General features: G+C 50.1%; 22 protein-coding genes. 7 read left to right on the top strand and 15 right to left on the bottom strand.

Annotated elements, in window-relative coordinates; translation table 11 throughout:
* Positions 1-15: 15 nt before the first annotated feature.
* Both uvsE and JW881_17725 read right to left on the bottom strand, forming a co-directional pair.
* Positions 16-942 carry a UV DNA damage repair endonuclease UvsE gene (gene uvsE, locus JW881_17730; protein ID MBN1699365.1) on the bottom strand — a complete coding sequence of 309 codons (927 nt, stop codon included), beginning with the start codon at positions 940-942 and terminating at the stop codon, positions 16-18.
* A gap of 105 nt (positions 943-1047) precedes the next feature.
* The gene (locus JW881_17725) at positions 1048-2346 is read right to left on the bottom strand and encodes a hypothetical protein (GenBank protein ID MBN1699364.1); all 1299 of its coding nucleotides are present in this window, start codon (positions 2344-2346) and stop codon (positions 1048-1050) included.
* Positions 2347-2531: 185 nt separating this feature from the next.
* On the opposite strand from JW881_17725, the gene JW881_17720 reads away from it, so the two are divergent.
* Positions 2532-3689, top strand: a complete 1158-nt coding sequence (locus JW881_17720) for a trans-2-enoyl-CoA reductase family protein (GenBank protein MBN1699363.1) — start codon at positions 2532-2534, stop codon at positions 3687-3689.
* Between the two features lie 89 nt (positions 3690-3778).
* Here JW881_17720 and JW881_17715 read toward each other — a convergent pair whose 3' ends face one another.
* Together JW881_17715 and JW881_17710 are read right to left on the bottom strand one after the other, a co-directional pair.
* On the bottom strand, positions 3779-4387 hold the full coding sequence (locus tag JW881_17715; protein ID MBN1699362.1) for a TetR/AcrR family transcriptional regulator: 609 nt from the start codon (positions 4385-4387) through the stop codon (positions 3779-3781).
* 234 nt (positions 4388-4621) lie between these two features.
* The gene (locus tag JW881_17710) at positions 4622-7072 is read right to left on the bottom strand and encodes a carbohydrate-binding protein (protein MBN1699361.1); all 2451 of its coding nucleotides are present in this window, start codon (positions 7070-7072) and stop codon (positions 4622-4624) included.
* A 390-nt stretch (positions 7073-7462) separates the two neighbouring features.
* On the opposite strand from JW881_17710, the gene JW881_17705 reads away from it, so the two are divergent.
* Together JW881_17705 and JW881_17700 are read left to right on the top strand one after the other, a co-directional pair.
* On the top strand, positions 7463-9139 hold the full coding sequence (locus JW881_17705) for a DUF362 domain-containing protein (GenBank protein ID MBN1699360.1): 1677 nt from the start codon (positions 7463-7465) through the stop codon (positions 9137-9139).
* Between the two features lie 20 nt (positions 9140-9159).
* Entirely contained in the window at positions 9160-9774 is a 615-nt protein-coding gene (locus tag JW881_17700; protein ID MBN1699359.1) for a DUF4377 domain-containing protein, read from the top strand.
* A 50-nt stretch (positions 9775-9824) separates the two neighbouring features.
* Here JW881_17700 and JW881_17695 read toward each other — a convergent pair whose 3' ends face one another.
* From JW881_17695 to JW881_17655, 9 genes are all read right to left on the bottom strand, one after another.
* On the bottom strand, positions 9825-11018 hold the full coding sequence (locus JW881_17695) for a hypothetical protein (GenBank protein MBN1699358.1): 1194 nt from the start codon (positions 11016-11018) through the stop codon (positions 9825-9827).
* A gap of 342 nt (positions 11019-11360) precedes the next feature.
* Entirely contained in the window at positions 11361-11762 is a 402-nt protein-coding gene (locus tag JW881_17690) for a hypothetical protein (GenBank protein ID MBN1699357.1), read from the bottom strand.
* Positions 11756-12271, bottom strand: a complete 516-nt coding sequence (locus tag JW881_17685) for a hypothetical protein (protein MBN1699356.1) — start codon at positions 12269-12271, stop codon at positions 11756-11758. The genes JW881_17690 and JW881_17685 overlap by 7 nt, the downstream gene beginning before the upstream one ends.
* Positions 12272-12280: 9 nt before the next feature.
* On the bottom strand, positions 12281-13204 hold the full coding sequence (locus tag JW881_17680) for a SpoIIE family protein phosphatase (GenBank protein MBN1699355.1): 924 nt from the start codon (positions 13202-13204) through the stop codon (positions 12281-12283).
* A 6-nt stretch (positions 13205-13210) separates the two neighbouring features.
* Entirely contained in the window at positions 13211-13741 is a 531-nt protein-coding gene (locus JW881_17675) for a hypothetical protein (GenBank protein ID MBN1699354.1), read from the bottom strand.
* Between the two features lie 19 nt (positions 13742-13760).
* Positions 13761-14849, bottom strand: coding sequence for a hypothetical protein (locus tag JW881_17670; GenBank protein MBN1699353.1), 1089 nt, complete (start codon positions 14847-14849; stop codon positions 13761-13763).
* Complete coding sequence (locus JW881_17665) at positions 14839-16458, bottom strand: Hpt domain-containing protein (GenBank protein MBN1699352.1); 1620 nt, start codon at positions 16456-16458, stop codon at positions 14839-14841. Before JW881_17665 ends, JW881_17670 begins: the two co-directional genes overlap by 11 nt.
* Positions 16459-16504: 46 nt before the next feature.
* Positions 16505-16969 carry a chemotaxis protein CheX gene (locus tag JW881_17660; protein ID MBN1699351.1) on the bottom strand — a complete coding sequence of 155 codons (465 nt, stop codon included), beginning with the start codon at positions 16967-16969 and terminating at the stop codon, positions 16505-16507.
* A gap of 10 nt (positions 16970-16979) precedes the next feature.
* Positions 16980-17351: a response regulator gene (locus JW881_17655; protein ID MBN1699350.1), complete on the bottom strand. Its 372-nt coding sequence runs from the start codon at positions 17349-17351 to the stop codon at positions 16980-16982.
* A gap of 440 nt (positions 17352-17791) precedes the next feature.
* Between JW881_17655 and JW881_17650 the strand changes: the two genes are divergently transcribed.
* The 4 genes from JW881_17650 to JW881_17635 all read left to right on the top strand — a co-directional run bounded on the left by JW881_17650 (position 17792) and on the right by JW881_17635 (position 20457).
* Positions 17792-18007 carry a hypothetical protein gene (locus tag JW881_17650; protein MBN1699349.1) on the top strand — a complete coding sequence of 72 codons (216 nt, stop codon included), beginning with the start codon at positions 17792-17794 and terminating at the stop codon, positions 18005-18007.
* 21 nt (positions 18008-18028) lie between these two features.
* On the top strand, positions 18029-18244 hold the full coding sequence (locus JW881_17645) for a hypothetical protein (protein MBN1699348.1): 216 nt from the start codon (positions 18029-18031) through the stop codon (positions 18242-18244).
* Between the two features lie 31 nt (positions 18245-18275).
* Positions 18276-18554: a hypothetical protein gene (locus JW881_17640; protein MBN1699347.1), complete on the top strand. Its 279-nt coding sequence runs from the start codon at positions 18276-18278 to the stop codon at positions 18552-18554.
* A 160-nt stretch (positions 18555-18714) separates the two neighbouring features.
* The gene (locus JW881_17635) at positions 18715-20457 is read left to right on the top strand and encodes a hypothetical protein (protein ID MBN1699346.1); all 1743 of its coding nucleotides are present in this window, start codon (positions 18715-18717) and stop codon (positions 20455-20457) included.
* A 294-nt stretch (positions 20458-20751) separates the two neighbouring features.
* Here JW881_17635 and JW881_17630 read toward each other — a convergent pair whose 3' ends face one another.
* Positions 20752-21603 carry a hypothetical protein gene (locus JW881_17630; protein ID MBN1699345.1) on the bottom strand — a complete coding sequence of 284 codons (852 nt, stop codon included), beginning with the start codon at positions 21601-21603 and terminating at the stop codon, positions 20752-20754.
* Between the two features lie 5 nt (positions 21604-21608).
* Positions 21609-22454: an ABC transporter substrate-binding protein gene (locus JW881_17625; protein MBN1699344.1), complete on the bottom strand. Its 846-nt coding sequence runs from the start codon at positions 22452-22454 to the stop codon at positions 21609-21611.
* Between the last annotated feature and the right edge of the window lie 50 nt (positions 22455-22504).

Genomic DNA, 22504 nt, shown 5'->3' with positions numbered 1-22504 from the left:
GGCTTTTTTTATCGTTTATAACGAGGCGATCATTTTTCGTGTATTTTCAATAAAATCCAGAACGGCAAACTCTTTTGCCTTTGCTTCCACCTCGACGGTAATATCCAGACGGGGCCATGAAGCGGGGATGTCTTTTGGATCGATAAAATCATGATGTTTTTTTTCATCCGGCCGCCCCCACCCCGCTATCGGACTTGAAATATGGAATAGGGGTTCCCTGTTCCATGTGGCAATCGCACGTTCCGTCACCTCGGTGGCAGCAAGGCCGTCGGGAAGGCAGCGGTGATGGTGGACGTCATAGACAAAGGGAATCCGGGTGTTGCCCCGTTCCTGAAGGCGTTCGCAGAACGAAAGGATATCCTCCGGCGTATAGGACCTGTCGTCGTTTTCAAGCGCGAGATATGTTTTCACCGCGGCGGGCAGTCCCGGAATCCGGTCGTAAAGCCGGTTCAGGGCATCCGGTTTGTCGCCGAAGACGCCTCCCGCGTGAAGGGTGATGACATCCGCGCCGACCCGCTCCGCCAGTTCCGCCTGATACACGAGTTCCCCGATCGAAGCGGCCGTCACGTCGGGTGAGGGTGAGTTGAGGAGGACAAACTGGTCCGGATGAAAGGTAAGCCGGATATCATGCAGGCGGGAGAATTCATGGCATTCGGAAAGGATGCGTTCAATTTCTCCGTATTCGGGAAGGTCCTCTATGCCGTACCCGCAGGCCGGATGCGTGGCAAGGGGCAGGAAACGGCTCGTGATCCTGAAATCACCGATACCGTGATCGCGGCAGTACAAGAGGGTTTCGTAAAGGGCGTGCGCGTTATGCAGGGCGATGAGTGAAAGCCGTTCTCGCTGCTCCCTGTGCGTCAATGTCCTGAGATAACGATATGTCGTTTGTCTGAATGTGACAGGTTCCTTTTTAAAGAGACAGCAGAGTCCCGCGCGGATCATGGGATAATATACTCATATCGGGGGGATAATGAAACATCCCCGTCTACCGGACAATCCCGTACCGCGGCCGGACCACAGCAGGAGAACGCCGTCCGCTTATGATAGTTAAAACCTCGATATCAGCCCCACATCGTACTGTGCGATCCGTAATGCATCGACGATATCAATCCTGCCGTCATGATTGACGTCGGCCAGGGCCGTATCCAGGATGGAGGTATCCCCGCTGACATAACACCGGGCAACGAGGAGCGCGTCGACAATGCCGATCCGCCCGTCCCGGTTCACATCCCCTAAAGCCGGGGTCGATACCGTGACGCTTCCGCCGGTTCCGGCCGGTGTTCCGATGGTAAAGGTAAAGGGATCGACGATATCATTGACAATGAGGTCGATATCCGAGGTTCCCGTCGCCAACGCGATAAAATTGACGGTAACGATATGTATGTCTTCACCAGGCCCCGTTCCAGTGGTATCGAAACCCGATATTATTTTATCACCCGGTGTGTTTGCGTCCGTTGCCGAGACAAAGCCGTCTGGACCGGCGACCACGCCGTCCGTTCCGACACCGAAATTCAGGGAAAGAATATTCGTGTTGTAACGCACATGGAATCCATAGGCTGCGAGTTTTCTGTTTCCCGTGTTCGCGTGAATCTCGATCGTAAACCGCTCGTAAAGGGGAACGGTCTGCCCGGCCGGATATACCCATACTTCACCTGTTCCCGGAAGATCAGGTTCGAGCGATACATCGATCGTATGGGTTCCCGGTTCGATTTCCACCGAATAAGGGGCGTATCCGGTTTTCCCGATCAGAATTATAGCCGTTTTACCGGTGTACGCAGTCAAGGAATAGTCACCCGACGCACCGGTTTCGGTGTTCGCATATTCCCACGCTTCATTATGATAACTGCGAAGACGAATCACGACGCCTTCAAGGGGCGATCCCGTATCGCGGCGGCTTACCGTGCCGCTTACCTCGTAACAATTATCCGGATCGGGTATTGTCACGGAAAGCTCGAAAACGCCGCTGCCGATCTCTTCCGCGACGAGGGTATCATAGCCGTCTTTACTTACGGTCACACTCGTGATTGTCCTGTCCGAATAGTAGGTAATCGACAGTTTTCCCGTACTGGCGGTATGACCGATTGTCGAAAACCCATCATGGTATCGTATCTCTACGCGCGCACCTGATAACGGTTCTTTTGTTCCGAAGTCAATCACCGTCACATCGACCGTGGTCACCGGGGTGGGTGTCGGGACTGCGGTGGGGTCCGGTGTGTACTGGATGAGGAGACGGGACGGGAAGCGCGATGCCGTATCGAACGCTTCCGTATCAAAGGCCCCATACATCGGTATCATCACATATAATAAAAAATATATGATAAAGCAGGGAATCATTACTTTTTTCATTGAATTTCTCCTTTTTTTGAATACCATTATATCACAATCCAATTCGATTGTCGACTCATTTTTCCGCCGGAAAAAGACAAACGGTGAATGATCACGGTATCCCGCAATAGGGTTCCAATAAAACACTTGACAACAGACAGACTTGTCTGTATATTATAATCAACAAACAAAAAGGGGGTATGTCGATGAAATCAACACCTCGAATCAAAGGGAATATCTGTCTGAATGTGAATCCCGACGGGTGCCGGGACATGGTCGGAGTGGCCGTCGAGAACCTCAAAAGGAGAGAACCCGTTTCCGGTCCCCGCCATGTCCTCATTATCGGCGGTTCAACCGGGTATGGTCTGGCAAGCCGTCTGGTTTCGGCATTTTCCTGCGGGGCCGGAACCACGAGCGTCGCTTACGAGAGGCCGCCCGAGGGTTCCCGAAACGGTACCGCCGGCTGGTACAAGACAGAAGCCTTCGAACGGTACGCCGGGGAATCCGGTCTTCATCATCAAAGCTTTTTCGGCGACGCCTTTTCACACGAAATGAAGGACAGGGTTTGTTCGTATCTCTCATCCGCAAGGACGAGGGTCGATCTTGTCGTCTACAGCCTCGCATCGTCCGTCAGAAGGGACCCGGTCACTTCCGAAATCTACCGGGGGGTAATTAAACCGATCGGAGAAAGCGTGCGGGGCAAGACAATCGATCTGAATACGGTGGCCTTGAAAGAACTTATTCTCGAACCGGCGACGGACGAGGAAATCAGGGGAACGGTGAAGGTGATGGGAGGAGAAGACTGGGAAGGTTGGATAGAAAAGCTGTTTGCATTCAACCTGCTTGAACCCGGCGCCGTGACGGTCGCCTATTCATATATCGGCCCCCCCCTCACCGCCCCGCTTTACAGGAACGGAACACTCGGCGAAGCAAAAAAGCATCTCGAGGCAACGGGCCGCAGTCTGAACCGGCTTCTCTCTTCCATACGCGGGTCAGCTTACGTAAGCGTGAACAAGGCGGTTGTCACGAAATCGAGTGCCGTGATTCCCGTTGTCCCCCTCTATATCGCGATTCTCTACAAGGTAATGAAAGAAAAAGGCCTTCATGAGAACACGATCGACCAGATCTACCGCCTTTTTTCGGAAAAACTCTACGGGAATCACCCGGTAAACCTCGATGAAGGGTACAGGATCAGGATGGATGATTACGAATTGCAGGCCGATGTACAGGAGAGGGTCTCCGACCTTTGGCGGCAGGTGACCGGCAACAACCTTCATACGCTTGCGGACACGGAGGGATTTATGGCCGATTTTCTTCTCATGTCCGGTTTTTCTCTTCCGGTCGGTTTATATCCCGCCGGATAATGGAAGCAGAGGACACGGAAAGGTCCGGCACCGTAGCGGTTTTTACCCATGCGGGTTGTCCCGGTCCCGGTAATAAACAAACGCCAGCTTTACCCGAGAAGCCGCATGAATGAATCGAGCATTCCTTCGATATAGTGAATGTCACCGGTGAGCCGCCACATGATAAAAGCGCCTTCGTTTATCCGGACGATTTCCCTGAAAAGGGTATCGCTTTCAATATCTCCGGCAATTTCACCGGTCCTGCGGGCTTTTTCGAAAAGTCCCGTCATAATCGACTGCCAGCCCCCGGTAATTTCCCTGAACTTTTCTTTGAGCCTGATATTGTCGGGTTCCATCTGAAATCCGATATTGGCGATGGGACAGCCGTTAAAGACCGTCTCCCTCTGCACATTTCTCATAATCAGGCGGGTCCATCGTTTGAAAAAGTGATGCATCGACCTGCTGCGGTCGATGAGTCTTCGAATAACGCGGGTAATCGTATCATTGTAGATATCGAGGCACTCGATGATCAGGTCTTCCTTTGAAGGAAAATACTGATAAAAACTCGCCTTTGCCACCTTCGATTCAGCGATAATCTGATTGATCCCCGTATGCTTTGTCCCCTGGTTGTAGAAAAGCCGTGCGGCGACATCGAGAATACGGTGCCGGACGTTTTTTTTGTTTTCATCCGAATGAAACCCGAATATATGTTTTTTCATGGGCGTCGTCACCGGAACTATACCATACTCTGATGCGGTTGTTCAAAGGGCGGAAAAGGAAATTCGGTCGGTGATATGACGCCTTGTTTTATTTCAAAAGGCGCGCCTGTTTTTCCGTCCATGTTCGATTGCCGTACCATCACGGTTACAACCGCACAAAAAAACCCCACGGCGCCGTGTCTCCTCGCGAACATCCGTGGGGGTGTGTCACATTTCGATTCAGGCGATCATCGACTAACAGAACCTGTCGATGAGGCCGACGTAATACTGAGCGATTAATAACGCATCGACAATATTAACATTACCGTCGCAATTTGCATCGGCTGAGGTAACACTGAACGGGCTTGGAGACAATCCCACATAATATTGGGCGGTCACCAATGCGTCGACGATATTAATCGCGCCGTCCCCGTTTGCATCCCCCTTTGTTTCCTGGGGCGGGGTTGTCACTGATCCGCTTTGCAGGGTGATATCCATCCGGTCGATGTTGGGCGCCCCTTCACTTCCCGTAGCCGACAACCGGATCGTAACGGTCCCGGTATAGACGGGAACCGTCATGGAAACGGTCGACCAACCGGTCCACTCCCCGGTAGGGGCAAAGGGGAGTTCGTCCCATGTCTGGCCGTTTATAAGAAGGCGGCACGGCCTGTCGCTGTCCCCGCCATTGGCATACACGAATCCGAGGTTCGCATCCGCGTTGGAACCTACCGAAACCGTCCATTCGATGTAAGCGCCGGATTCATTCGCGGTATTCGCGTAGCCGCTTCCGGTATAGCCGGAATGTTCCGTGTCGATCGTTCCATTGGACATATAAGCGTTTTCCGCCTGAAGGTTGTAGGTTACCCCCGGTACGAGCACTTCGGGAGTGGGGGTTGGTTCCGGGGTCGGTGTCGGTTCGCTCGGAGGACTTGTGGCGCCCCCGCCCGCGTACCGTATGTTCGGCTGCGGAGGGGTTCCCATCCCGTCGCCGAGGAAATAACTCGTGTGCGGCGGCTGGTTGTACGCCACGTTCTGCCAGGCGATCCCGAGCCGGTACACGGGATCGTGCATGAGAGTATGAAAGCGGTAGTTCGTCGTTGCGGTCGTCGTATAGATGCGAAGGGTGTTTCCCGCTTTCCAGATCACCTCTTCCCGCCAGTCGCCCCAGATATCGGCCTGAAGGCGGGGTGTCGATTTGGTTCCATTGTTCGAGGAGCACCCGCTTGCCGAAAGAAGGGTGGAGCCGCCGTATTTTGTGATCGATGTGCCGTCGAGAAGTTCGCGGAGCAGGTCCCCGTCCCACCAGACGACGAAATTGGAGGATGCGGGCGAGTTTCCGGCGCTTCCGTTCGTGCATGTACGGAGACCGCTCGTCCCACCCCAGCATTCCATACCGCGATACGATGCGGTGAGGTCCCCGGCGCAGCCCCGGCCCACATCGGCGTTACCGGTCTGCCATATGATCGAACCGCTTCGCGCATCGAGCAGCGCGGAACCGGGCGTGCCGTCGCCTTCATGAATACCCCACACTTCCAGTCCCGATCTGTTCGGATCGATATCACTCAAATGCATCGCATCGCCGTGTCCGAGCCGGGAGTTCCAGAGGCCGGTTCCGTTATCGTCGATACAGCACGATCCATAGACGATTTCGTCCCTGCCGTCCCCATCCACATCCGCGACACTCAGGTTGTGATTTCCCTGTCCCGCATACGAGGTGTTACTGTTGCTGTCAAAGGTCCACCGGTGCGAGAGGTTTCCGTTCCGGAAATCCCACGCCACCAGCACCGTTCTCGTGTAATAGCCGCGGCACATGACCAGAGAGGGATTCGAACCGTCGCAATAGGCGATACACGCGAGAAAACGGTCCACCCTGTTCCCGTAGCTGTCTCCCCAATCGGAAACATTCCCGCGGGCGGGCAGATAATCGACCGTGGACAGGGCACGTCCCGTCCGGCCGTCGAATACGGTGAGAAACTCCGGACCGGAAAGAATATAACCGTCGGAGTTCACGTAATTGGCGTTCGCGTCCCCTATGACGTTACCGGCACCATCCCTTGTACCGTCGGCCGTCTTGCAGGCGACCTCCGCAAGCCCGTCGCCGTCGAGGTCATACACCATAAACTGGGTGTAATGGGCGCCGGCGCGGATGTTTCTTCCCAGATTGATGCTCCACATCCGTGTTCCATCGAGTTTGTAGGCATCGAGATACACCACATCCGTCACCCCCGACTGCGAATTGTCCTTGGCGTTTGTCGCGTCCACCTTCAGCACGATCTCGTATTCTCCGTCACCGTCGAGGTCCCCGACGCTGGCGTCGTTTGGTTCATGCCCGGAGGGGACATTCACGGATATGGAGAGATAATTGGTCGAAAGAACCCTGGCGGCCTCGCTTGCCGCCTGTTCCTGTCCGTTCACTACGGCCCGTACGGTGTACGTCCCGCTTCCCCCGCTTGCATCCTGATAGCAGGTGGCATTCGTAACCGGAGAGGAGTTGAGCTTTGTCGAACCTTTATATACATTGAATCCCGTATCAAGGGATTCATCCCCGAAAAGACGCCAGGACAGAAAATATCCGCCCCCGGACGACACAGCAACAAGTCCGCGGTTGAGTCTCTCCGCCTGGCGCTGTGCGCCTGCCGCCCCCGCGACGAAGAGGAGAAGGACGATCGTCAGCCCGGCCAACAATACATTTTTCCCTTTTTTCATTGTTTTCTCCTTTTTAAAATATTTTATTGTTTCAACAAAATGACTCAATTATATCACAACGGAAGCTGTATTGCAAGATTATAAGTTGAATCGTAGTACAACGACATCGGAGAAACCCTGATGCATCAATGGGTGAAATCCAATACAATCCGGACAGTCATTTTAAACATCATATACCGTTTGCGTTATCGTTACCTCATCATATATGATTCTCCTTCCCCTGTCAAATCAGGCTTTATCGTTATTCGGCAAGCTTCGGCGGGATCCAAAACAACCTTGACAAAAGCTTCTTCCCGGGATACTATAAAAACGAAAGAATGCATGACATGGTACTTCCTGTATCGCCAAAACGAATAAAAAAAACATAATAAAAAAGCGAAAGGAGTAACAGTGAACGTTTCAAGAGATTTAAGAGTTTCGAGAACAAAACAGGTTGTCCTTTTTAGTCTTCTCTCCATTATCATCATATGCATGTTCAGCCGCACATACAGCGCCGTTCAGCTTCCACAGTCGACGGTCGCGGTCGTTCAGGCACGGAAAGCCCGGGCTGCCGATCTCGAGTACTCAGACATTAAAGCGCTGGTCGCAGAAGCCGTCGAACTCTCAGGCGGACTGGAGGCGATCGTGAAAAACGGCGACAGCGTGGTGATTAAACCGAATCTCGTCATTATGGAAACGGTGGAGGGACCACTTCCCCCCGAAGTCAACGGTATCACGACCGATTACCGGGTCGTACGGGCGATCGTCGAACTCGTCCGTGAAATCAATCCCGACGGAACGGTATATGTGATGGAGGGTTCGGCGTACCCCACACGGCCCGTCATGGAACAGCTTCGCTACAATCATGACGATATTCCCGGGACGGACGGCATCCTCGCGATCGAGGAAGACAGCGGCGGCTGGCAGGATTTCGATTCCCCCGGTATCGTGCAGGTCGAGCTTCCCAACGGAAGACTCAATACATCGTACTATATGAACCGGAAATATTACGAAGCCGACGTCCTCATCAGCGTCCCCACCCTGAAAAATCATTCGAGCGCCTGCATCACCGGCGCGCTGAAAAACGTCGGTATCGGCGGACCGCCCGCGAACATTTACGGAACCGCCGAAGACGATCCCCTCAGGTTGAATATGGTAAGTCATTTCTCCGCCGATCTCCACGCATGGATCCATGACTGGAATCTCTGCAAGCCGATCGATTTCGTCGTCATGGACGGACTCCAGGGTTTTCAGAACGGACCGGGCCAGGCGGAAGCAACACTCTCCCTCGAAGCCGATCAGATGAACATGAGGCTGATTCTGGCGGGAACGGACGCCGTCGCGGTTGATACGGTCGAGGCGTTTCTGATCGGTTGGGACCCCGGTACGGTTCCCCATCTCACCTACCTCAACTCGAGTTCCGCCGGGAACATCGACGCCTCCTGCATCACGGTGAAGGGCGCCAGGGTCATGGATGTGAAAAAGAAGTTTGCGGGAACCCGCCCGTGGGCGGGCGGTTCGCAGATAACGGACACGACACCACCGTCGCTTGACATCGCTTCGGCCCGGTTTGAAAACGGTATGCTGAACATGTCGCTTGCCGCGGGACAGGAGACGGTGAAAGCGGAAGTCTACATCGACGGCGGATTACGTACCCCCGTCATTAAGGAAAATTTCGATTCGATTACCGTGAATGCGGCCGAATATCTCGAAGGGGATCACATCGCGGATATTTTTGTCTATGACAAGTATCTCAACCATTCGAGCGCGTCGATCTCTTTCAATGCGTCGTCAGGAGAAATATCGTCACCGCCCCCGTCCGGGACGGAGACGCCGGCCCCCGAAACAACCGTCGTTCCTTCACTCGCGCCGACAGGCATTGTCACGGGTGAACGCGGCGACGTCAATGGAAGCGGAACGATCGATATCGTTGACGCGCTCCTCACGGCACAGTTCTACGTCGGTCTCGACCCGGCGAATTTCGATGAAGAAAGCGCAGATGCCGATTGTAATGGGTCGGTCAACATCATCGACGCCCTGCTGATCGCCCAATATTACGTGGGCCTGATCGAGGGATTCTGTCAATAACCTTTAAGCGAGAGTGGCCGATGAAGAAAATATCGATACAATCCTGTACGATATGCTTTCTCCTCCTTTTCCTTTCCGGATGCGAAGCAGTGAACAATTCCGTTGAAATGATCATCGAAATACACCATTACAAGGCGGCGGTCAATGTCGGGATAGGTCCGGCAATCACCTATATTGCACGAAGCGATTATCCCGGACCCCCCCCCGGATGGTATTACTTGCATGATACAATCGCCGGTTTCGACAACATTTACCGGCTCGGCTACCGGTATCGCCTCCGTGTCAGAAGGGAAAGACTTCCCATTCCGCCGGAAGACGTGAGTATGTACAACTATGAACTGATCGACATCATAACGGAAGAACAGACCGACGGAAGTTCGACCTTCGAACTCCTGTTGCGGGAAGGCTGTTATTCATGTTTTGTGGAAAAAGAAGGGGAGAATTATTCTCTTTTAGGCTTAATCGATATAATCTGCGAAACCGGTGGGCTTTCCGCGGAACTCGAAGACCTGGTGACGTTCCAGGATTGTCTCTGGAAAAAAGGATTGTTCAAACATACCTTTTCAGGGACGGGAGTCGAATGTATTGCAATCGTTACATGCGGCGAATCGTATCAGCCTGTTATCCCCGAATGATTCCGGTTCGGCAAACACCGCGTTTGTACCTGCTAACCTTTGATACCGCCCTAAAACGCGATCGAACTTTTATAATCGTCGAACTCCACCCGAACATCCTTGCCGGTATCGCTGACCGACTCCCGCATCTGAAGATTGACTGTAAGCTTTTCGCTTCGCTTGAAGGTAAAATCGCCCGTCGCATCGATCAGGGTATCGTCCAGGTACCCGTATGCGGTTTTCGTTTCCTCGTCAAAAACGAGTTTGAGACGGTGGAATGTCTTATCCTCGTCTCCAAGGAGATCCAGCTTCAGCGCTTCTTCTTTGTAATGCCACTCACCGTCTTTGAACCACGAAAACTTGTAGTACTCTTTCTCGAAATTGACGGCCATAGCCAGTCCCGCGGAACCGGCAAAAAACGGATATCCCGTATTTTCGACGCTGAAGACGATTGCCTCGGACGAACGAAGCGGGTCCCTGAAACCGATTTCCATGGCAAAGGATTTCACTCTGAAGGGTTTCGAGGCCACGTCATTGATGCTGTTGAGCCGGCCCTTCCTGAATTTACCCGTGATGACGAGTTTTCCGTCCTGCGCCTCCAGTTGAAGTTCCTTGTTTACCGAGGTTTTCGTCCAGAAACTTTCATCGAACCTTTCAAAGCCGTCTGTAAAAACATATACCGGCGTCACGGGAGGCTTTGGAAGTTCCGGTTTTCCGTTTCCGGCCGTCCCCGACCCTTCAACGCTTCCCGCATCGATCAACGCCGCGATATCGGCATCGACCGGAATGGAGTACGAATTGCCGATCACGATTTCAGCGGTTTCGATGTCGATCAGGAGTATATTGAGTTTGACGGTATCCTTTGCAGTGAAGATATCACCGGTCACGATATATTCGGCGTTCAGTATTTTTCCGATCTTGACGCTTTTTGCGGCATCTGTTAAATCCAAGAATTGAAACTCATGCTCGGCAAGAATATCGTCCATTTTCTTTCTCGACAAAATCTTGATGCGCGCGTTCTCCGTCCGTGAAAAACGGGAAGCGACTTCACTCGAAATATAATCTCCAAGCATTGTCCTTCCTCCGTTTTCCGTGAAACGATACACGGCGATCGTTTTTGCATCGTCCCCGGGAGATCCGGCGATCTTCTCCTCCACGAGACCCCGCATGTCCCCGATCGCTTCTTCAAGAGAGATATTATCCACAGCAAAAAGTAGTGCGACCGGAAAAACAAAAGAAAGCAGACAGGACAACGTTATAATCATTTTATAATGTGATTTCATAATACAATTGTAAGATTACTCCGCGGCCTTGTCAATCGGAGAAAACGTTAGGAGTCTGTCGAGTTTAGCATTTAAACGAAGCAGCACGTACTTTTTTGCATTAGACAATGTATGAAAATAATTATACAAGGAGTATCACCTGAAAGAATCACGCCTGGTTTCAATACTATCGGCGCACAAGGCATTCCTTCGAAGCATAATCGAAAAAGAAAGGATACCCCCGGAGGTTCGACAACCTCACGACGGAGTATCCTTTCACATAACCACAACGTTAAAAACCGCCTCCGGAGGAGTTGTTCCCCGAATGCGGTATCGTGACATTCATCAATCCAGGTCCACGACAATGGTTCTTTCGGCGATCCGTTTTTCATCGAGATTGAGAAGAATCGGAAGAATCTGCTGCTGCCAGTCGTCATTTTTCAGACGTTTCACCGTGACCGGACTTTGCGTATTTTTGTATATGGTTTCCGCTATATCCATGAGTGAATAAAACCCGTTCGAGTTGCAGTAGGTGAGTTCGGAAAAATCAAGTTCACAGGAATCGATTTCCTTATTCCTCAGCTTTTGCGCGAGTTCGATGATAAACGGCAAAAGCTGTTTCCCCGGATTATCAACCCGGATCACCCCCTTGAATGAAAGGACAAGCTTTCCCTTATCGAAATAGGCGACCGATGTAAAAACACTTGTGCCGCTTTCGATGATTTCTCCATAGGTAAGTATCAACATAACAGACTCCTTGTATCGAGTTTTGTTTCGATTGTCATATAGGACGTTTTGTCATTGAATGTAGCCGAAATCCGCGGCGAACTCTCGATAAAAAGCCGTAAAAGTCCCAGGCCGTGAGTCACCCCTTCCTTTCTCTTTTTTGAAATCGTTTCCGAAAAATAAGTAACGGGATCCCCCGATTCCCTGATACTGTCGATATGGGCTTTGACACTCTCAAACCGGTCTTTGTCCACCTTGTTTTTTACCTTTATAATCGTATCCTCACCGGAAAACTTCAGTTCGACTTTCAGACTGCTGCCGGGAAACCGGATATAATCGACGACATTCGAGACAAGCTCGCAAAGCGTCACATACACCTTTTTTGCCGTCGTCTGTGAATAAAAAAATTTCGCAAGCAGCGCATTGATATCTCCCAACAGACTGGATGCCCCATACGAGAGTGATGAGAGCGGTTTGACGTTAATAGCCAACGAAATATCAGGTGCTTTTTTTGTTTTTGTCGATTCCATAGACTCCTCCTAAAAACGAATGATTATCAATGTGACGTCGTCCTGATCACCGGTTTTGAATTTATTGTAATCCTGTATGCAGCAATTGAGTATTTCATTCACATCGTCCCTCCAGTGCTCCCTGATAAGGCGGTGCAGCCGGCCGGCGGAATAATCGTCCCCGTCATTGTTCTGTGTCTCGATGATACCGTCGGTATGGAGTACCAGAAGATCGCCCCGGACGACGGGAAGGGTGAAATCGTCAAACGGCTTTTCCCTCAGACCCAAAAAATTGGAATTTTTTGCGAAACTGCATAATATACCGTCATGAACGAGAATCCCGTATCCCCCGGCGCAGACATACGTGATATGCCGGGGCCTTATCACGACCAGGTTGACGACCGCATACCTTTTTATTTTTCTGAAAAACGCCATGGAGAGGAGGTTGACCTGTTCGACGATCTCCCCGGGTGAATCGCACTTTTCCATGACAAGCGTGAACTGCGACTTCAGGTATGCCATGATAAGCGCGGCGGAGACGCCGTGTCCGGAAATATCGAAAACGCCGACCGCGAAATGATTGCTTTTCGTCCTGAAAAAATCAAAGTAATCGCCCCCCACTTCCTTGAGCTGCTTGTTGTATATTGCGATTTCAAAGGGAACGCCTTTTTCCGTCTGCAACGAGGGAAGCAGTGCATCCTGTATGCCGTGGGCGACAGAAAGGTCTTCCTGAACCAGGCCGTAGACGCGTTCGAGTTCCCGTTCCTGATTGTCGAGCCGGTGATAGGCGTCCTTGAGATTTTCATTTGTAGCCTCCCAGAATTCGGTATTGCGTTTCGCTTCGAGTTCGAGTCCCTTGTACTTCCAGAAAAACCTGACCAGCTCCTCGTAATCCAGATTGAACTCGTCCGGAGGCGGAGGTGTTTCCCTGTTGAGCAATGAATCCAATGTCATAGGCGTCTAGTGAAACTCGATTTCAAGCGTATCGGAATCTCCCTCGTTGACGACATCGATATAATCGATATCGCCGGGGGCCTTCATGCCGCCGATAAGTACGCCGCATTCCATTTTTCTGTGAAAAGGCGTTGTCGTTTGAACGACCGCCTTTCCTTCTTTCTCGTCCACCGATTTCAATGAAAACGAACCCACCTTTTCCGCCGGACCCTTGACGACACTTGCGTACCCTTCGGAACTCGTCTGAAAATGGAGAAAATCGATTCCCTTCACGATTATATCTTTCCCCGGACCGAAATTGTACCAGGCAAGCATCATCTCCATGCCGACGCGTTCGAGGATTGCGTCCGCATTTCTGTAGGATTGCACGACGATTTTTTCGAGTTCGGTCCATTGGCTGAGCGGGTACCATTCGGTCGGCTGAATATCTCCGAGAAACTCCGATACTTTCCTTCCCGCGATAATATTGAGATTCAGGCAAGCCTGCGCGTATCCCATAATCAATGCGCCGAATACCTTTAATTCTGATTCACACATAGCATCCTCCTTTTTCAATCTACCTGTATGCGAAGACGGCAATAAGCGGGGTTGTCATGTAACCGAGTCTTACAAGCCCCTTTCCGATATCCACCTCGCAATAATCCGGAAGCCGGACGGTTATATGGCCGCAATCGTAGGGCCGGAATCCCGCACGCTTGAGCCGAAGCATCCAGCTTTCCGTGCTTTCATGGCGTTCACTCCGCAAATGATCGCTGACCCCGAAAATATCGCGTATTTCCCTGCCGAAGAACATATCCTTGATAACGAGTTTGTGTTCTTCACTCAAATCCGAACGGTCGACAAGATTGAACACCACGGAAAAATGCCGCCAGCAGTTTTCCGCCCTCCTCGAAAGCGATTCATTGTCGTGATCCGCGTTCGGTTCCGTGAGGGTGAACAATAGCGGATCGAGGGACTTGAGTTTCGCGAAAAGTCTTGTCCGGTATTCCGTATCGTTTATCGGATGCGACACATGGTGCATGGCGTATGCCGAATTGATGACAAGATTACCTTCCGCGATCGATCGAATATGGCCGAAATCCTTTTCGTCGAGGTTTTCGATCAGATCGCAAATGGGATGAAAGGCGACGTCGAAATAAACCCTGCCGTTCATCTGCATGAAGGTCTTTTCGCAGCTCGAGAGGTTTTCCGGATCCGGGTCAAGACCGATGATGACGACGTTCCGGATATTATATCCCCGGTCGCAGAGGGAGTAGAGAAGGGATTCGAGTTGTTTCCCTTTGCCTATCCCGATATCGAATATGGTGACGGACAACAGGTTCCCTATCATCTGCTCGATAAATTGATTCGCAATATAATGACTGGCCGCGACCTGCGGATATGCCCTGTGCATTTTATAAAAGAGTTCGATTTGGGGTATCTCGAAATGCGTAAGATAGAGATTGTTCATCTGATACGATGCATTGTCGAGCCGCGCGATGAGTGAGGAGGTACATATGTGGGACAACAGCGCCTCATTCGTGATATCCTCCGGCATACGTTCCAGGACGAGTTCCTTTGCCTGTTTCCGTGCACCCGCTTTGTCGTTGTGCACGAACGAATCGCATACTTTCTTGAATTTGGAATAAATCAGGTCATTTGACATGACGCGCCCCCCCCTTCGTATCGGGAATTTTAATGGTAAACCGGGTCCCGATATTCGGCCTCGTGGCAACGGTCACCTTGCCGTGCAATTCCGAAACAACATTCTTGACGATGTCGAGTCCGAAACCCCTTCCCGATATTTCGTTGGCCTCCTCTTGTGAACTGAAATCGGGATTAAAAAGGATCTGAAGCAGCTTTTCCTTGGGGACTGAATTGACATCGTCCGGAATAAGGTGTTTTACGACCGCCTTTTCCCGTATTTTCTCGAAATTAAGGCCCCGGCCGTCATCGGTTATTTCAATGACAAAGGAGTCCCCGTCTTTATGAAACCGCATATCGATTTTCCCTATCTGCTTTTTTTTAAGACTCAACCGCTCATATGTATCCTCGATCCCGTGAGAGACTGCGTTACGGATTATCTGTATGATGGGCGTTTTCAATTGATTGAAACAGGGAAAATCGTTCAGATCATTTTTGATTTGAAGTTGCACTTCCTTGCTCTGGTCCTTCGCGAGGTTTTTGGTCATCCGTTTGAGTGTATTGAAAAAACCCGATAACTTGACCGTCCCATTGTCATTGTTACGCTGGGCCGCCCGCTCATAGAACATCTGAAACCTCGTATTCAGCTTGTCGATAATCTGGAATTCGGTCCACAGGTGGCCTATCATCGCGTTGATCTTTCTTTTGATTTCGGTGGTACACAACCCCTCGTCTTTTATACAGCCGGACAGCGCATCTTCGAGGGAGTGAGAAAGATGGGCGATATGGTTGAGTTCGAAATATTTGGCCGATCCTTTAAGCGAATGAATCTGCCTGAACATCATATTGAGTGTATTCTTTTTATCGATATCCGGCACCTGATTGTTCAGCGAATCCAGAATCCTGCTCGACTCCTCTATAAAATCGAAGAACGCGTCCGGCCCCACACGAAGAATCGCGAGAATCGAGTCGAGTTCCGCCTTGTTCCTCGACTTTTCCTTTTCGAGTTCCTTCTTCATTCTGATCGATTCCGTCTTGTCCTCGAAAATCATCATGACGTGTTCGATCTCCTCTTCCTTGTATATCCTGATAAATCTGGTATTGATGGTCTTTTCATATTCACGCCCCTCCCGCATGATGAGGATTTTCTTGTCGATGAGGGGATTGAGTTCATTGATCATTTCCATGCTGGCCTGTTTGTTCTGAAAAAGAATTGTCAGATACTTTTCCAGTTCCATGCATTCCTGGATATTTTTCTTTTTGTCCGGAAATAGAAAATCAATGATATATTCCCCCTCGATCTTGTCGGTCATGAATAATGACTTGAGGTAAGTCGAATACTGGCTCAGGATGATAAAATTCCTGTCGATAAGCAGCAGTCCTTCCTGTATATTGTCGAGGTATTTTTTATTCAGATTGTATGCCCGTTCGAGCGCCTGCTCCTGTTCATCGAGTGTTTCATAGGCGGTCTTCAAATTCTCGTTTGTCGCGGCCCAGAACGCGGCATTTCTCTTGTATTCGAGCAGCTGCCCCTTGTATTTCCAGAAAAGTTTCGTGATCTCTTCCTCACTGAATACCCATTTCTTTTTTTCCGGTAACTTAGATAATGCAAACAAGCTTTCTATTGACATAATCATCTCCTTCGACAATTGATCGTTCACTCTTCATAATCGTCCGTCAGTCTTTTTTGTCTTTGAGTGAAACGTTCACGGTAAAAGCACCCAGTTCGCTTTCGAACGGTATGGTGATAACCGGGATGTTTTGCGGCCAGTTGATCTTGTATTTGTTCCCCGTGATAACGCCGGGCAGGGAGATGGTAATACGAAAATCCAGAAGATCTTTTTTCGCGTTCCCCGCCAGAATGTTCACCAGTTCCCCAACACCGTCGATCACCTCCCTGCTCAAGGCAAAATAGTTCTTCTTTGAAAAACGGGCGACCATTTTGATCGCGGTATCCCGTTCAAAACTCAGGACAACCGCGCCTTTTGTATCGCCCGCCAAACCAATAATTGCCGAGATCTCGTTCAGGTTCTGGGAGTCCGAGTTGACGAACGGTTTCAGGTACCGCAGCTTTACATTCAGAAAATCCTTGAATAAATGTATTGAAGCTTCCAGAAACGGATTTATGTATTGCGCTTTCACATTTTGCCTCCTATCCACCGAAATATTTTGAGATTTTGTCCCAGAGGACACGGCCCTTGATCGGTTTTACGATGTAGTCCGAAACACCGGCTTCCACCGCTTCCATGACATTGTATTTTGCCGCTTCCGACGTGATCATGATGATGGGTGTTTCCCTGTAGTTGTCCATCTGCCGGAGCGTTTTTATCAGCTGCAGGCCGTTCAATCCGGGCATGTTCCAATCGACCAGAAAGATGTCGATGGGTTCGCGTTTTGCCATAATCAAAGCCGATGTGCCGTCACGGGCTTCCAAAAAACTTTCTTCGGTGATCTTGTTTTCAATGAGAATGTTTTTATGGATGTTACGCATAACCATTGAATCATCGATAATTAAAATACGCACGATCATTCCTCCTTTTGATAAAATGGCGTTGATGATAAAAGACTTTTTGACATACAGGAAAAAGACCTTGCTTTTTTACCGTATGGTATCGAAGCCCCTGACGTATCCGGAGTAGCGTGAGAAATGGTTGATTATACTGGTATTTGAGGAACGTCGACGGTGAAAGAAAGGGATTTCCTTCGGCAAGGAAAGCGGTTTTCCCCTTTGTGCCGTCCGTCAACCTCTCGTGAAGATTACTTGTGACGGGAAAAACATATAAATACACTCAAAAGCTCCTAATTCATGACGCTATCCTCCTCTCGTCTGGAACTACTGTGTATTTCATCCAATAATCAATATAATAAATTAAAAGGCAAAAAGCAAATTTTTTTTAACCCAGAATAATTGAAACCCTCGATAGTTATCATATCATTGATATGATATATAATAAGGAGAAAACAATGGCACGGACAATCATTACGATACCCGACGACATCAAAACATGGCTCGACCATTACAGCCACAGACATCATCAATCACTTGCCGCTACCATTCGTGCGGCTATAAAGAATTTCAAGAAAAAAAACAGAATTAAGAAAACGAGAATATTATTCTGGAAACGTCCGGTATACAGAAAAATCGCCATCTCGACGGCCGGGAATATGTTGATAATGTGAGAAAAGAACGGGAACGGCACCATGAATGCGACATATCTGATTGATACGGTTATCATCATCGATCATCTCAATGGTATACAAAAGGCGGCGGAGACAAGAAGATTGTTCCGGTTGAAATTACCGGACGCTTTCCAGGCCGCACTCGCAATAAAGCATTCATTGCGTCTCGCGACAAGAAATACAAGGGATTTCTGGGAGGAAGTCCATCAATGGGTGACGATTCCATACAGGCTGTAAAGACGCTGTCATTTTATATGAGGAAGTACAAATGAAAAACAAATCAATAGAAGGTATTTGTGAAATGTGCGGACATTACGTAATGATCAGGCAGAAAGCACATATTATCGCCGAAGGATTAAAAAACGGAGATAATCTCCTCATGCTGTGTCCGTCATGTCATAGTATGTTTGATATACATCTAAAGCCAAAAATGTATAAAGCCCTTGATAAAGCATCTGTCAAGAATCTTCCCGTTTCATGGAAAAATTCCATTTATTTCCAGGCAGCCGAAGCTTCACAAAAAGCAAGGCAAAAGAAAAAAAATTAAAGTGAATATAATAATAAAAAAACGACATAGAGGGGTCAATTGATTAATTTTTTTCTGCACGGCGATACGCCCCCTTCCCCTGATTATTTCTTGCAAACCGGTCCTTCTTCCGCTATTCTTTTAATGTATATACAATTTTCTCGAATACAGGGACCGAACGATGCATCAGATACGTGACAAAGCGGTAATCTCCGGTATGATCCTGCTATTCCTCGTCTGTCTGGAAGCCTGCCTCGGGTTGATGACGGACGGCGAAGGCGGATTCCTCTCTCTCTTTTTTATGCCCGAAACGGAAGGGGCTTCTTACGCTGATCCGCAGCCCGGCAGCGACTGGGAGCGTGTACGTGCCGTTTCCGGCATTGCCATCGATACTGAACCCGGCACAAAGCTCGCCGGGCTGACCGACCGTGTTAAAAAGAAACCGAAGCAGCATCTTGTGTCACTGGTCGAAGCGCTTACCGCCGGAACGGACGACCCGTTCAGGAAAGCGAAGGCGATCCACGACTGGATCGCGATGAACATCAACTACGACGCCGATGCCTATTTTAAAAACAAGGTCGCCTATGTGCAGCCCCATGAGGTGCTCCGTCGCGGTTCATCGGTCTGTGCGGGATACGCGAACCTCTTCGCCGCCATGTGCGGGATGGCGGGCATCGATTGTCTTGTCGTCACCGGCTACGGGAGGGGGGCCGGCTTCAGCGCCTTCCGTGAAAAGGCATTCGACAATAATCACGCATGGAACGCGGTCCTGCTCGAAGGGGGATGGTACCTCGTCGATTGTACCTGGGACGCGGGGTATGTGTCGGACACGAAGTTCACACGCAGCTACGATACCGGTTATTTCTGCACCCCGCCCGACGGCTTTCTCCATTCCCATTTTCCGCAAAACCCTGTCTGGCAGCTTATCGACAAACCCCTGAGTTTCGCCGAATTTCACAACCGGCCCAAATTCGAGGGACGCTTTTTCAAACTCGGCCTTACACTGGAATCGAAACTCTCCCTTGTCACAAAAACGAAGGACAGGATCGACGTTACCCTGGGGGTTCCCCACGGAATTCAGATCTCCGGTGCAGTGATCTCCCTGGAAAAGGAGTTCAGGATTTTTCCCAGTTTCATGCGCCGGAGGGAAGGCTCGATTGAAACATTCTCGATTATCTTTCCGAAAGCGGGAAAGTATTATTTGACTCTTGCGGCAAGACAGACTGACGGAGCGGAAACCGGAGACATATATCTCCCCATCGGACTAATTTTTTTCGAGGCGGCATCCGGTTCGAAGAGGATTTTCCCTTCCTGCAGCACGGAAATAGGTAAATACGGAATCTCCGTCGAATCGCCCGTCCTTCCCTACAACCCGGAGGTGACAGAACCCTTTCCCATTACCATGAAAACGGAAGACAAAACCCTCGATCTGACGGTGATGCTGTTCAAAAAGACGGAGGAACTATTCGGCCGGCCGATCGAAGGGCGCAGCTTTATACAGTCCCGCGACGGAAGATATACCTTCCATGTCTCCTTTCCGGAAAAGGGCCGCTATAATATCAAGGTATTTGTCAAAATAACCGAAGCGTCCGGTTCGTCGCACTATGATGAGCTTGTCTCCTTTCCGGTCACCGCCATGAAAAAAACACCCTACTCCTTTCCCCGTATCGACCCGAACCAGAACATCTCTATTATCACGCCGATATACAACCCCCTGAAACGGGATACGGAGGCCGCATTCGAAATCCGGGCCCCGGGTCTGGAAAAAGTCTTTGTCCATATCGAAGGAGTTTACCGCGAACTCGACAATGGGTCCGCCGGTCTCTTTTCCGGTACGTTCAGGATTGAAGGAGAAACGGTAAGCCTTTATTATGAGAAAAAGAAAAACTATTACATAAGGATCGCCGAATATGATGTCGAATAGAAAAGCGGGATAGCGGTTTTCGTCATGTCGTATGACGGGGCTTATCCGGAAAACCGGTATTTCCGCTGTTTTCGGGAACGCTGGACGAAAGGGACAACCTGGACGTTATATAAAAGCGGCAGCGGTCAGCTCGACCGGAGGCCGTCAGCCCACCGCCCCGATCACCCCTGAGCAGGCTTTTTCCTCCTGACATCGTCCCGACAAGGGTAATGACGATTGTACGGACATCCGTACGGTCTGTCGCGCGCCGCTTTCCGTATTGAAAACGAATCGTCATGCGGAAGGCCGGCCGTATCAGGGTTCGATATACTTCCCGTCTGCGTCCCTGAACCGGATGTTGTCGATGTAGAGGTCGCCGATCAGAGTATGTCCGTCCTCAACAGATCCGTCACCGTTAAAAAATATCTGGAATACCCATAGATTGATCGCATTGTCCATAGCTGCCGGGTCATCTCCTTCATCAAGGGGCACTTCCATCATTAACTTTGTATCGGCATCCGTAATCGATGCTGTTCCAGCCCACAATCCAATACGTCCAAGGCCGATCGATTCTCCCCGTATATCAAGATATACGGTTAACTGATTAGGATCCGAAACCGTCGAAGCTTCATCCGGCGACCAGAAATAGTCGATCACCACACTCCGTACCTGGTTAAGTTTTGACTGGAATGAAGGAATGATCCCGGTATCCATGACCGCATCATGCCCTATATTATGGGAATTATTCCCACCATCCACAATCGTAAGATCGATGCCGATACTTATACTTTTACTTCCGTGTGCCGTATGTGCTTCCGATGATTCGACCGCAGCTGACTGCCCGCCCCAGATTTCGTGAATATCCTTCCACACCTCATTCGATTCGGCAACGAGGATGTCGCCCCCGCTTAGGTTTTCAAAAGAATCGAATATATAGTAATCCGGTTCGTCGCCGTTCCCGCCGCTCCCCGTATCGCAGCAGGACAAAGCGATGACGAGCGCGAACGAGATGATGCCGACAATCGTTTTCTTCATTAATATAGCCGCCTTTACCGTTTTTTCGTCGAGTGTATCCTTCACTCTTTTTCCCGTACACCGATAGTACAACCATCGCGCGGCCCTGTCAAGGACCCCCGGACGGGGCATCATTTTTGTTACTTCATTCACTCACACTACCATTTCATATCTGCCGGCTGCCAGTCGTCATACGGAAGATGAATTTTAGAGTATAAGGCCTTTTGTCTCCCGGAGGTTTTTAATGTCTTCAAGGCACCGGAAAGTATCCTGTTCGTTTTATCGCCTTCAGGCCCTTTGGGAATGATGATTGCGTCGTCAAAATCGGCATAATGGTTTCTGCGGATCGTTTTGATCTTTAACTCCCGTAATGTAAGATCCGATTCTTCCTGCGCCCACAGAACGGCATCGATTCTTTTATTGGCCACCTTCTGCATGGAACTGGACAGGTCATTGGAAGGAATTGTCGTAAAAAGGAAATTACCACCGAGTCCTCCGGGAACCTCGATTTTATAAGGGAATTCTCCTCCCGCCTTCGTCGCTTTGTCGATTGCCGCTTTGGTGAGAACATTATCGATATGGGAGTACAATACAAAGACTACCGTTCCCATACTTTCCGTGACGGTCCGGTAAGGGAGGTTTTCTTCCGAGATTTCAGGGTTTCGCAATGTCGGCACATGAAAATCCGCCTTTCCATTAATCACATTATCGACCGAACGTGCAAACGGAAATATCTCGATAATGATGTCCCCATCGGGATACACCCCATCCATCGCCTTGACCAGGTCGACGAAGGCGCCCTTGTCCGGGGTCTCTGCGAGACCCGGAAGCTCCGCCATCGAGGCAAGCAGATCCCCCGTTTTCATTCCGGCTTTTTTCGTTTCATTCGCCGACGCATCACCACCCGTCGTGTTATCGGACGCAATGTTTTTGGTTCTTTCACAACCGCCGCAAAAACACAGGCAAATCAATACCATCATCATTATAAAACCTGTTTTCGCCATATCGTACCTCCCAAAAGAAAATAGATAGTAATAGTGTAATCGGCTAATAA

The organism is Spirochaetales bacterium, from assembly GCA_016930085.1.
In the GTDB taxonomy this organism is placed as follows: domain Bacteria; phylum Spirochaetota; class Spirochaetia; order SZUA-6; family JAFGRV01; genus JAFGHO01.
Note: the sequence above shows the minus strand (reverse complement) of the source record. Positions and strands in the feature narration are given on the sequence as shown.

What these genes read in the sequence shown, in the direction of transcription:
- uvsE (MBN1699365.1), bottom strand. Translation starts at nt 942, where the DNA reads ATGATCCGCGCGGGACTCTGCTGTCTCTTTAAAAAGGAACCTGTCACA.
- JW881_17725 (MBN1699364.1), bottom strand. Translation starts at nt 2,346, where the DNA reads ATGAAAAAAGTAATGATTCCCTGCTTTATCATATATTTTTTATTATAT.
- JW881_17720 (MBN1699363.1), top strand. Translation starts at nt 2,532, where the DNA reads ATGAAATCAACACCTCGAATCAAAGGGAATATCTGTCTGAATGTGAAT.
- JW881_17715 (MBN1699362.1), bottom strand. Translation starts at nt 4,387, where the DNA reads ATGAAAAAACATATATTCGGGTTTCATTCGGATGAAAACAAAAAAAAC.
- JW881_17710 (MBN1699361.1), bottom strand. Translation starts at nt 7,072, where the DNA reads ATGAAAAAAGGGAAAAATGTATTGTTGGCCGGGCTGACGATCGTCCTT.
- JW881_17700 (MBN1699359.1), top strand. Translation starts at nt 9,160, where the DNA reads ATGAAGAAAATATCGATACAATCCTGTACGATATGCTTTCTCCTCCTT.
- JW881_17695 (MBN1699358.1), bottom strand. Translation starts at nt 11,018, where the DNA reads ATGATTATAACGTTGTCCTGTCTGCTTTCTTTTGTTTTTCCGGTCGCA.
- JW881_17690 (MBN1699357.1), bottom strand. Translation starts at nt 11,762, where the DNA reads ATGTTGATACTTACCTATGGAGAAATCATCGAAAGCGGCACAAGTGTT.
- JW881_17685 (MBN1699356.1), bottom strand. Translation starts at nt 12,271, where the DNA reads ATGGAATCGACAAAAACAAAAAAAGCACCTGATATTTCGTTGGCTATT.
- JW881_17680 (MBN1699355.1), bottom strand. Translation starts at nt 13,204, where the DNA reads ATGACATTGGATTCATTGCTCAACAGGGAAACACCTCCGCCTCCGGAC.
- JW881_17675 (MBN1699354.1), bottom strand. Translation starts at nt 13,741, where the DNA reads ATGTGTGAATCAGAATTAAAGGTATTCGGCGCATTGATTATGGGATAC.
- JW881_17670 (MBN1699353.1), bottom strand. Translation starts at nt 14,849, where the DNA reads ATGTCAAATGACCTGATTTATTCCAAATTCAAGAAAGTATGCGATTCG.
- JW881_17665 (MBN1699352.1), bottom strand. Translation starts at nt 16,458, where the DNA reads ATGTCAATAGAAAGCTTGTTTGCATTATCTAAGTTACCGGAAAAAAAG.
- JW881_17650 (MBN1699349.1), top strand. Translation starts at nt 17,792, where the DNA reads ATGGCACGGACAATCATTACGATACCCGACGACATCAAAACATGGCTC.
- JW881_17645 (MBN1699348.1), top strand. Translation starts at nt 18,029, where the DNA reads ATGAATGCGACATATCTGATTGATACGGTTATCATCATCGATCATCTC.
- JW881_17640 (MBN1699347.1), top strand. Translation starts at nt 18,276, where the DNA reads ATGAAAAACAAATCAATAGAAGGTATTTGTGAAATGTGCGGACATTAC.
- JW881_17635 (MBN1699346.1), top strand. Translation starts at nt 18,715, where the DNA reads ATGCATCAGATACGTGACAAAGCGGTAATCTCCGGTATGATCCTGCTA.
- JW881_17625 (MBN1699344.1), bottom strand. Translation starts at nt 22,454, where the DNA reads ATGGCGAAAACAGGTTTTATAATGATGATGGTATTGATTTGCCTGTGT.